Here is a 10358-nt window from a genome sequence, read left to right on the forward strand (position 1 = left end):
TTGGCATAGGGTTAAATTTGGTAAAAAGAGCCTGTGAAAACAATGCTATCGCCGTAACCTGCGAAAGCGAACCTGGCAAAGAAATAACCTTTACGCTTAGGTGGAAGTCTTAAATTTAGATTTTGCGTCATAAAAGCGACGGTGCTTTTCTCCAAACTGGCAAATTTGGCTCAAATCACAAACACTCTCAGTCAAATTTTGATTAGGATAGTTGTAGAATCGTCAAATTTGGCGGTAAAATCAAGAAAGTGTAAATAAATTTTACTCGTCTCCGATAAGCGAAAGGTTCCTGCATCCTATCTCATCGCCCATCTCGCAGCCCATTTTGTAAAATTTTTTTGCGGTTTTAGAATCGGCGGTTTTGACGCCTAGCGAAAACTGATACATACCGCCGAGATTTGAACAGCTTTGAGCATGATTTAGTTTTAGGCACGATTTCTCATAAAGCCTGCGCGCTGCGGCAAAATCATGCTCCGTGCCGCGCCTGAGACGGTAGAAGTTAGCTGCATTATAGCAACCGTATTTGTTGCCAAGCGTGCAGGACTTTGCAAATATCGTCAAGATCTCGCTCTCCTCTTTGCTTTTTAGCTTTTGGTGCAGCGAACCTAGATTTGAACAGGCGATACCCTCGTTATCGTCGCAGGCTTTTTGATAGCAGAGTTTTGCACGCTCGTAGTCTTTACTGTTTTCAAATTTTACGCCCGTATCGTTGCACTCTTTTGGGGTTTTGCCGTCGCAGATGTTTTTTATTTCAGACTGCGTAACGGGCTTTGGCGGTGCGGGGGTTGCCTTTTTCGGCGCGGCGCAACCACTAGCAAACGCCGCAACCAGCGCAAAAACGGCAATGTGCGAGATAGCTTGAAAAAAAGCGCGTTTCAAAATTTAGCCTTAAGAAAATTTTGCCTTAATCTTACCTTACGCTCGCCAAAATAACGCTTAAAATAAACTTTAAAATACTCGGCTACAACCAAACGCAGTCAAATTTGTAACAGATTTATTGCTCGTTAAAAGAGTATTTCTGACGCATTAATACAAATTTACGTACAATTTTACATATAAACTCGGCGCCTATCGTAGTTCATAAATTTACAAATTTAATACCGACAAAAAGCGCCAAATTTATAGATCAGATTGCCGCGCTCGTAAATCAAGCCGCGCGGCAAAATCCAAAAATTACTTAGAAACTATACGTAAAGCCTAGATTAAACGTTCGCGGATCGCCGTAAACCATCCTGTTGTTTCCGATGCCCTCGAAGTATTTTTTATTAAATACGTTGTCGATATTTAGCTGGATGTCGAAATTTTTACTTATCTTGTAACCAAACATCAAATTTGCCAGCGTGTAGGCCTTTTGCGTGATTTCATTTGCGCCGCTACCGACGTAAATTTTACTTTTATACTGCACTCCCGCACCCGCTCTAAAGTCCGCTATAGTGTATTTAGCAAACAGATTTGCCGTAGTGCGCGAGCTTTCGGTATCAAATTTCTTACCGTCTGCGTCATTGGCGTTAAAGTGAGTAAGCCCAAGACCTAGGCTTAAATTTTGATTTATCTCGCCGTTTACGTCCACTTCAAAGCCCTTACTCGTTACGCCTTTTTTAGCTTCATACGCGTCGGTCGTAGTGCCTGGGATCTTTTGTCCGGTTTTTGCGCCTAGTTTATCTTGTACGACCTTAAATACGCCAAATGAAGCCGATAGCGCGCCGTCAAAATAATCCCCCTTTATGCCTAGCTCATAGTCCTTGCCTTGGATCGGGTCTAAGTATTTGTCGTTGATATCCTTTACGGTTTGGGGTTTAAAGATGCTTGTATAGCTAGCATAAAGCGTGTGGTTTTCGCCGATATCATACGTGATGCCTAGATACGGCGTGATTTCTTGAGTGAAATTTCTATTTCCGTTGCCGCCTGTTATGCGGTACTTATAGTAGCTCATTCTGGCTCCTAGCAAAAACTTAAGCTCGTCCGTGATTGAGAATTTATTAGCCAAATATATGGCCTTTTGCACCGTTTTATCGGCGTTGTTTTGATCGGCGTAAGGCAGCTTCGGGTCGTCTAGGTGTAGGTTGTTAAAATCTATCCTAGTGCGCGCCGCATAGGCTAGGCCTGCCGGAGTCGTGCGGCTATTCCAGTAGCTACTGACGTTGTCGGAGCTTTTTTTATAGTTGTTGTACATAGCGCCGAAAACCGCCTCGTGGGGCAAGCTAAAAGCATCGTAGGGCAGGTTTACGTATGCGTCTACGTTGTGGATATTTTCCTCGCGTTTGTTTGCATAGACGCTAAGCCCGCTAACATCGCCCGTACCGTCTAAATTTACCTTGCCGCCGTAGTAGAGCAAATTAGTATCCGTATTTGCGCGGCGGAAGGAGTAGGAGAGATTTAGGCTGGCTTCGTTTTCAAAATAGTGCCTAAAATCGGCATAAACGTCAAAAGTCTTGATATCCCATCTAGTCCAAGGCTGCGAGAAAATTTCATTTTTACTAAACTCGCGCCTAACGTCGTTCTTGTAAAACGCAGGCATTCCTCCCCAGCGTATGCCATGGCGCTTTAGCTCCTGATAAAAAGCGCCTAGGCTTAGCCACGAGCTATCCATGATATCTGCATCAACAACGCCGTAGATAGCGGTGTTTTTACGGTTATAGTAGTCCATATACGAGCGAGACTTCTCGTGCATAAAAGACGCCCTAGCTCGCACGTTACCATCGGCAGTTACGGGAGTCTGCACGTCGCCCGATACGCCGTATCTATCGTAAGAGCCCGCACTTAGTTTGAAATTTCCCGTCAATTCTTTTGAATTTGCTCTTTTTCGGATGAAATCTAAGCTAGCCGCTGGATTGCCTGCACCCGCTAGTAGGCCGTTTGCGCCCTTTACGACCTCGACGCGCTCATACGGCAACATGCTCATATCGTTTGCGCCTAGGCTAAATCCGCCGAAACTTGGCATCGAATCAAGCAAATAATAATCTATCTTAAAGCCTCTAGCCGTAGGATATACGCGCTCATCCCACTTGCTAAGCGTGACGCCCGGGATATTTCGCAAAAGCACCTGATAGTCGTTGATATTTTGATCCTTTAGCCTGGCCTCGGTGATGACGGTTAGCGACTGAGGCGTTTGGCGCGAGGTGAGGTCTAGCCTAGTAGTACTTTTTACGAGCTCTTTTGCGTTGTATTTTACGTCGTCGCGCCTTTGTTCGCTAGTTACCTCGACGGCATCAAGCGTCTCTTTGCCTGCTACGTTCCCGCCGTTTTGAGCGGCTAAAATTTGAACGGACGCGAGCAAATTGATAGCCGCAACCGAAAACAAAATTTTATTTCTCATCTTTTTCTCCTTTTAAAATTTGATCTTTTTATCCATAAATAAATCCCCGAAACGCTAAGCGCAAGCGGAGCTAGCCCACACAAAAACCAGATAAATTTGGTCGCTGCATTATAGTCGCCGTAGTGAGCGCGCCTAAACGTCGATAAAAATTTATCCGTTTTGCTTGCTAGCTCTATATCTTTTACATCGATTAAATTTGCGCTATTTTTATCGTAAGTAACGGTGCTTGAGTACTGGCTATGTAGGAAGCTTTGCTGCGGTTTTTGCCCGTAAAGCGTGATATTTGCGCCGTCAAAAAACGGAAAGCTAACGTAGTGCGTCTCAAATCCCGGCATATCCGAGGCCGCTCTTTGTACGAGGGCGTCGATAGAGATATTTTTGTCGTAAATTTGGCGGCCGATCGCAAATTTAGAGTTGTCAAAGGGCGGCATAAACATAAACCTAAGCTCCCACCAAGCACCGCTAAGCGCGACCGCAAAAATAACGGGCGTCGAAAAAACGCCGATAAATTTGTGCGAATCGCTCATAAAAGTAGCCATGCGCGAAAACCGAAGACGCAGCAAATTCGCCCAAAAATTTCGGTAAACGATGAAACCGCTGATCGAAATAATAAAAGCAAAAATCGCCGTTAGTCCAAGCAAAATTTGACCGCTTTTTTCAAGAAGCAAATTTTCGTGAAGCTCGGTCATGACGCCGATAAATCCGCTATCGTGCGGCACGAGACCGCTTTTTATCTCTCCGCTAAAAGCGTCCAGATACACGCACGCCCACTCTTTTTCGCCCGCGCCGTGAGGCAAAAGCCAAATTTTGTCCGTTTTTTGCGGATCTACGTCGATATTCCAACCTACGATCTCGTGATGCGGATACTCTTTTTCTATTTTTTCTCTTAGCTCATCAAATTTTAGCCTCTTTTCATCGTTACCGTCTGCTACATAGATGACGCCTGGCATTAAAATATTATTTATCTTATCTTTATAAACTAAAACCGAACCGGTAAAGCATGCGATAACTAGCGGAATGCAAAATATGAGTGAAATATAAGTATGAATTTTATACATCGTCTTTTTGTCAAATATATTCACGTTTAAAATTTGCCCTTTTAAAATTTACTTTAAATCGGCGCGGATTCTAGCATTTTAAAAATTAATAATTTCTAAAACCATTATCAAATAAATAAGGAATCTATATTTTGCGTTGAATATTTAAAAACGGGGTTTAGCAGAGGCAGACGAATGCAAAACGACAAATTTGCTACGTTAAATTACGGAAATCAATTTAATGTGGTCTCAAAGCAAAATCGGCTTTTTAGTTTAAACAAAATCAGCGCCCAACGGTAGAGCAAACGTCGAGCGCAAATTTGATGCAGGTCTCGCCGAAAGCAAACTCAAATTTGAGCCCTAGATTTCCTCTCTTTTATAAATTTTACTCACAAATTTATCTATCTTATACACTGCACCAAAGAGCGCGGGCACGACGAGTAGCGTTAGCAGCGTCGAGCTAATGAGCCCCGAGATCACCGATATCGCCATAGGAGAGTTGCCCTCGTATCCGGCACCTCTGCTAAGCGCAAGCGGCAGCATCGCAAATATCATAGCAAAAGTAGTCATCAGTATCGCTCGTAGCCTCTTAACGCCAGCTCGCACGATGGCTTCGTTTAGCTCCACGCCCTCGTTCGCGTAGCGGTTGGCAAAATCCACGACCAAAATCGCGTTTTTACCCACCATACCAAAAAGCAAGATCGCGCCGACCATGACGAATAGGCTAAAGGAGTTGCCGCTAAGATACAGCCCGACCGCCACGCCGCCAAACGCCAGCGGCATTGAGATCATGATGATGAGCGGCAAAATAAAACTCTCGTAGAGTGCGGCCAGGATCATATAGATGAGTACGACGCTAAGGCTGATCGTAAAGACAAAGGCCGCGTTCGTGTCGTTCATCATCTCGATAAATCCCGTCATCACGTAGTCGTAGCCCGCGGGTAAAATTTGACCGATATTTTCGTCGATACCCTTTTGCACAGCACCCAGCGGGACGTTATCTACGTTTGCGACGATCCTGATCTGACGCTGTTTGTTAAAGCGGTTTATCACAGAAAAGGTCTTGCTCGTTTTAAACTCCGCCACCGCGCTTAGGCTTATACTCTCGCCGTGCGCGTTTTTGATCTTTAGTTTTTGCAGCGCCTGCGCATCCTTGCGGTACTCGTCGTCAAACCTCAGTATCATATCGTACTGCGCGTCGCCGTTATCAAAGCTACCAAGCCTGTTTTGACCAAAGGAGGCATATATCACCTGCGCCACCGCGCTAGGATCGACGTTTAGGCGTTTGGCTTTGTCTTTATTTACGCTGATTTGCAGCTCGTTTATCTTGTCTTCGTTATCGCTGCCCACATCCGTCGTGCCCTCGATAGCGCGCACCATGGCGATGGCTTTTGGCAGGATTTCGTCTAGCTTCTCTAGGCTATCTCCCGTGATCGTTAGCTGCACGGGCTCGCTGTCGCTGCCCGTATCGACGTATGGTATCTGCAGGACTTTGACGCTGAGGCCTTCAAATTTAAGCTTTTTTCTATACTCGTCCATTATCTGCGTTTGGCGCTCTTTTCGCGACTCAAAGCCCTTTAGGCGGACGTAAATTTTAGCCTTATACGCGTCCTTTGAGTCCGTGTAACCAGCGATCATATAGGAGTACTCGACGCGCGGATCGCTATCTACGGCGCGCACGACCTCGCCGGCTCTAGCGCTCATAGCCTCAACCGAGATGCCCGGGTTTGCCTTTAAAAATATCTCAAACTGCCCCTCGTCCTCGACGGGCAAAAAGTCCATACCGACCTTGCCGGCTAGGCTCATGCAAAGAGCCAGCACGCCCAAAGTAAGGATAACAAACACGGTTTTAAACCTCAAAATAAGCTTCAAAAGTCGCTCATAACTGCTCTCCAGAGCCTCAAATACGGGCTCCGTCACGCGGTAAAATTTGCTCTCGCCCTCGCTCAAAAACCTTGCCGCGAGACTAGGTATCAGCATAATGCAAACCAAAAACGACACCACGATACCGCCGCTCACGCTCATGCCAAAGGAGTTAAAATACTGCCCTACGATGCCCTCCATAAAGGCAATCGGCACAAACACGCAAAGCAGCACCGCGCTAATGCTAAGCACGCTAAAGGCTATCTCGCGCACGCCCTCAAAGCTTGCTTTTAGCGGATTGCTCTCGCCTTCTTGCATCTTTTTGGAGATATTTTCTACGACCACGATCGCATCGTCGATAAATATACCGATACCAAGCGTCAAAGCCAGCAGCGTGAGGCGATTTAGATCAAAGCCCAAAACGTCGATGATAAAAAACGTCCCCACGATACTAGCCGGGATCGCGAGCGCGGCAATGATGGTCGCGCTAAAGCTTCGCAAAAAGAAAAAGACGATGACGACCGTGAGCGCGACGCCCAGCATCATGTCAAATTTGACCTGATTTATGTGCTTTAGGATGCTTTCGCTCTTTTCGTAAACCCGCTCTACTTCGTAGTTTGCACCCAGTTTTGCCGCTAGTTCGCCAGTTTTAGCCTTAAGCGCGTCTATCGTCTCGATCGTGTTTGCGCCGCTTACTTTTATAGCGTCAAGCAACACTCCGCGCTTGCCGTTATACATAGCTACGGCGTCGGTGTCGTGATGAGATAGCTCAATGCGCGCGACGTCTTTTAAAAATATGTCCTTTTGCAGACGGATCTCCTCTAGCTCGCGCACGCTTTTAGCGTCGAATTCGCTCTTTAAAAATATCTCGAATTCGCTGTTTTCCAGCTTGCCAAGCGGAGCTTTTAAATTTTGCGATTTGATTATATTTATGACCGAGGCTGCGGTCAGGGCGTATTTATCGAGCTTAAACGGATCTAGGTAAATTTTAATCTCAGGCTCCAAAAAGCCCTTGTCATCGACCTTGCCCACGCCTTTTACGCGCTGCAAAAACGGCTTTGCTTCGTCTTTTACCGTTTGCATGAGCGCGGTTAAATTTTCATCCTTACGGCTAACGAAAAAGCTCGCCACCTTGCCGCTGTCGCTGTTGATTTTCTCTATCTCTGGCTGGGCATCGAGCTTTGCCTTTGCGACCTTGTCGCGCACGTCGTTCGCGGCGACGTCGATGTTTTTCTTGAGATTAAACTCGACCAAAACGATGCTGAGGTTATTAAATGTATATGACCTGATCTTTTTGATACCGTCTATCGTCGAGACCTCGTCCTCGATCTTTTTAGTGACCCTGCTCTCGATGAGGCTCATATCACCCGGCGCGTAGGTCGTGATCTTAACCAGCGGGATGACGACCTCAGGGAAGAGATTTACCGGCATCCTAAAAAGCGACATCGCCCCGAAAAATACGAGCGCGACGAAAAACATCAGCGTCGTAATCGGGCGATTTATGGCTAGTTTATACATTTTGCGCCTTCGCCAAAACTGCCTTTTGCGTCAAATCTGCCCGTCCGTCCCGCTTTGCAAAAACCGTTTGGCAATTAGCGGCTAGTAAAATTTGCACCGCGTCAAATTCGGCGTTTAAATTTGTGCCGCTTTGTTTATGCGACAAATTTGATACGCTCATCAAATTTGCATTTTTCGTGGCGTCGGCAAATTTGACTCCGCTTACCAAATTTGAACTCAAATTTACCTTGCCTTTCGTTTGCAACGTCAAATTTAAAAACCAAGCTACGCCAAGGCTAGTTTTTTCTGCGTCAAATTTCGCGCACGCAAACTCGCCGTTTTTAAAGCCGTCAAGGCCGTCAAATTTAAGCCCGGACGTTTTATTTTCGTCCTTATTTTTAGGCTCGGCGTCCACTCCCTCCTGCGAGTCTGAGACGATATATCCCTCGCCAAAAAGCCCAGGCGTCAAATTTCGCGCCTGCACTTCGGCGTAAATTTTGCCGTTTTTTGTATCGATAGTCGGGTAGATGAGGCTGATTTTACCGCGCCTTTCCTCACTTTGGCCGTCTAGTTTATAGACAAATTCGCTGCCGATTTTCACGCGGTCTTTAAATTTTTCATCAAAGCTAAGTTTGAGCTTCACGTCCGGATACGAAAAAATCAACATCAGCTTTTGCGCTACGCCGCCCACGCCCTCGCCGACCTCGATGCTCTTGCCAGATATCGTCCCGCTAAAAGGCGCGAGTAGCCGCGTATCCTCAAGCCTCTTTTGCGCCAAATTTAGCGCCAGATGCGCCCTGTTTTCGGCTAGCGCGGCGTTTTTAAAATCAAACTCCGCATTTTCAAAAGCCTGCTTCGAGCTCACGCTTTGAACGAGCTTAAATTTATCCAGCACGCTTTTTGCGTGGGCTTTTGCCGTCTGCGCGCTCTCTAGGTCGTTTTGCGCGAGCTTTACGGCTAGCTTTTCGCTCTCGTTTTCAAGCTCGAGTAGCACGTCGCCGCGCTTTACCGCGGAGCCGATTTCTACATTTACGCTCTTTACGATACCGACGGCTTTTAGCGCGAGCTGCGCGTCTTTTGCGGGCGCGACGTCAAAGCTCGCGTAAATTTTATCCTGCGCGCAAAGCGCAACCGCCGCGCTCAGTAAAAAAAGTAAAATTTTATTCATTTGCGCTCCGTTTTTTCGATATTTTCAGCGATTTTGCCGCCGCGCTCATATAGATACTCCGCCTTTTTGATCTCAAATTTACTCTTGCTTAGCTCCAGAGCGCTGCCTGCGCTAAAGCTCTGCGCGGTCGCGTTTAAAAACTCGACGTATCCGAGCAGCCCGGCTTCATACTTTTTGCTAACGGCATTTAGCGAGGTTTGCGCCGAGTTTAGCGCACTTTTGCCGGCGGCGATCTTTTGCTCGAGCGTCTTTAGGTCGTTTTTGATATTTGCTAAATTTAGCTCGTTTTGCAAGCGCTTTTGATCTAAATTTAACTTCGCTTGCAGCGCGCTTATGCGCTTTATTTCGCGCTGCTTTTTGTTCGCGCCAAAATCAAACGCCTTCCAGCTAAAGCCCAAAATCAGCTCGTTTGTATTTAAATTTGGCTTAAAAAAGTCGTCAAAATACGGCTCCAGCGCACTTCTATACTGCGCCGGCAGCAAATTTCTATCGTAATGAGTGCGCATAAAGGTGTAGGTATTTTTTATGAAAATTTGCGGGTTCGTCTCGGACGCGGTTATCTTTTCGTCCTCCAAAGCCGCGGCAAAATTTAGCCTAAGCGCCTCAAGCTCGGGCTTTGCGCTCTTTGGCGGCACGGAATTTTCCTCGTCCGTAAAAGCGATCCTAGAGCCAGCCACAGGCTCTATACATCTGCCCGTTAGCGCGTAAATTTGATTTTTTATCTCGTTTTGATTTTGCGAGATCTCGAGGCGTTCGGCCAGCGCCATGGCGTATCTGGCGTTTACCGCTTCATACTCACTCTCGTCGCTAAGTCCTGCGCGGTAGTATTTTTCCAGCCTATTTAGCGCGTTTTTTAGGTAGTTTATCTCGCCCTCTTTTGCCAGCGCGAGCTCACCCAGCGACAAAAAGCCAAAATAAAGCTTAGTCGCGTTAAACGCAAGCAGGTTTTGATACTCCTCGTTTTTTAAAATTTCAGCCGCACTAAGGTGCGAAAGCGAACTTAGCAGAGCCTCGCGCTTGCCGCCGTCATAAACGGCAAGCTCCAAAATCGCCCTTGCCGTGGCGGCTCTTTGCGGGCGCAGGACGTTTATGTCGCCGCTTAAAAAGCTATATCCGCCCTCAACCATGAGACTTGGCATATACGCACTTTTTACTGCGTCCTTTTGCAGTTGCGCTTTTTGCGGTTCGTAGTTTGAAATTTGAGCTAAATTTGAGCTCTGCGCGGCTAAAATCAGCTCGTGCAAATTTCCTTCAAATTTAACCTCCGAGCCGCCTAAAAAAACGCAAAAACTCAAAAATATATAAATTTTTTTCATCTAAACCCTTCCCTATTAGCTCTGGGCGGCGCGGGCTAAATTTGAGCGGGTTTGCGCCGCCTGAAGTCTGGCGCCGTAGGTGAAATAAAATGAAAATTTAAGCGGCGCGCGGAGCATTTTTAAGATTATAGCGATAAAAAACCTAATGAAAGCTTTTAACG

6 protein-coding genes are annotated in these 10358 nt (G+C 46.4%); all 6 read right to left on the minus strand.

The genetic code is table 11. The features are described 5' to 3' along the window. Nucleotides 1–261: 261 nt before the first annotated feature. Entirely contained in the window at nt 262–879 is a 618-nt protein-coding gene (locus Q0546_RS04805; protein ID WP_298791008.1) for a tetratricopeptide repeat protein, read from the minus strand. A 298-nt stretch (nt 880–1177) separates the two neighbouring features. After that, nucleotides 1178–3316, minus strand: coding sequence for a TonB-dependent siderophore receptor (locus Q0546_RS04810; protein WP_298791010.1), 2139 nt, complete (start codon nt 3314–3316; stop codon nt 1178–1180). Beyond that, nucleotides 3313–4398: a PepSY-associated TM helix domain-containing protein gene (locus Q0546_RS04815; RefSeq protein ID WP_298791012.1), complete on the minus strand. Its 1086-nt coding sequence runs from the start codon at nt 4396–4398 to the stop codon at nt 3313–3315. Before Q0546_RS04815 ends, Q0546_RS04810 begins: the two co-directional genes overlap by 4 nt. Nucleotides 4399–4713: 315 nt before the next feature. Continuing rightward, nucleotides 4714–7734: an efflux RND transporter permease subunit gene (locus tag Q0546_RS04820; protein WP_298791016.1), complete on the minus strand. Its 3021-nt coding sequence runs from the start codon at nt 7732–7734 to the stop codon at nt 4714–4716. Continuing rightward, nucleotides 7727–8881, minus strand: coding sequence for an efflux RND transporter periplasmic adaptor subunit (locus Q0546_RS04825; protein WP_298791018.1), 1155 nt, complete (start codon nt 8879–8881; stop codon nt 7727–7729). Before Q0546_RS04825 ends, Q0546_RS04820 begins: the two co-directional genes overlap by 8 nt. Next, nucleotides 8878–10197 (minus strand): TolC family protein, encoded by a 1320-nt coding sequence (locus Q0546_RS04830; protein ID WP_298791020.1) that lies wholly within the window; start codon nt 10195–10197, stop codon nt 8878–8880. The genes Q0546_RS04825 and Q0546_RS04830 overlap by 4 nt, the downstream gene beginning before the upstream one ends. Nucleotides 10198–10358 lie beyond the last annotated feature (161 nt).

It is taken from the genome of uncultured Campylobacter sp., from assembly GCF_937997465.1.
GTDB lineage: Bacteria > Campylobacterota > Campylobacteria > Campylobacterales > Campylobacteraceae > Campylobacter_A.

Bases quoted from the DNA above. Each gene is read 5' to 3' on its own strand.
- Q0546_RS04820 (WP_298791016.1), bottom strand. From the start codon at position 7,734: ATGTATAAACTAGCCATAAATCGCCCGATTACGACGCTGATGTTTTTC.
- Q0546_RS04810 (WP_298791010.1), bottom strand. From the start codon at position 3,316: ATGAGAAATAAAATTTTGTTTTCGGTTGCGGCTATCAATTTGCTCGCG.
- Q0546_RS04825 (WP_298791018.1), bottom strand. From the start codon at position 8,881: ATGAATAAAATTTTACTTTTTTTACTGAGCGCGGCGGTTGCGCTTTGC.
- Q0546_RS04830 (WP_298791020.1), bottom strand. From the start codon at position 10,197: ATGAAAAAAATTTATATATTTTTGAGTTTTTGCGTTTTTTTAGGCGGC.